The organism is Taklimakanibacter deserti (assembly GCA_003574785.1).
Map to the genome: position 1 here is coordinate 1 of QORU01000047.1, position 829 is coordinate 829.

1 protein-coding gene is annotated in these 829 nt (G+C 57.4%); it reads left to right on the forward strand.

Features of this window, described 5'->3' with window-relative positions; all coding sequences use genetic code 11:
• Positions 1 to 272: 272 nt before the first annotated feature.
• Positions 273 to 829, forward strand: a 557-nt coding sequence (locus tag DS839_RS35825; protein ID WP_438816565.1) for a cation efflux transmembrane domain-containing protein, incomplete at its 3' end; no start/stop codon positions are given.

The window sequence follows — 829 nt, forward strand, 5'->3', positions numbered from 1 at the left end:
TTGCTGATGTCCGAATGAGCCGGTGCATGAGGAACTCCCTTGAGTCAGGCCTTCAGCTTGCCTCTTGGTGGCTCGAGCTGCATTGATCCAAGGCAACTTCCCGGGCGAATCGCGAAGCGGGAACGAGGACGCGGGTCATTCATCGTTTCGGTGGCTGTGGCGGTGATGCAACGTCCGCAGCGGATACCGATATACAGGCCTCCTCCGAGGCGCCAGGGAGATGGGTCAGTGTTTATGCCGTGCCGAAGATGGACTGTCCATCAGAAGAACGAATGATTCGCCTAGCCCTGAACGGCTTTGAGGAGATTCGGGCGCTGTCCTTCGACTTGTCGAACCGCCGGCTGAAGGTCGTGCATGACGGCGAGGTCGAGCCCGTCACCTCGAAACTGAAGACCTTGGGGCTAGGCGCCTCGCTTCAGGAAACCGTCGCTGCAAATCCGGAGACCATCAAGGCCGCCGAGTTTTCGGCAGCTTCTGCTAAGCAAGAATCCAGGACCCTGCGCTGGCTGCTTGGCATCAATGCAGTCCTGTTCGTGGTGGAAATGACTGCCGGCCTGATCGCCCAGTCCACCGCCCTGATTGGAGAATCCCTGGACAATTTTGCCGATGCGGCAGTGTATGGGCTTGCCCTTTATGCAGTCGGACATAGCGTAAAGAAGCAGGTGCGTGCCGCGCACCTTGCTGGTGTACTGCAACTGATCTTGGCTGTGGGCGTGCTCGTAGAGGTGGTGAGACGCTTTGTATTCGGTAGTGAGCCTGAATCGCTGGTGATGATGGCTATCGCATTCGTCGCATTGATTGCCAATACCAGTTGTCTGCTGCTCATATC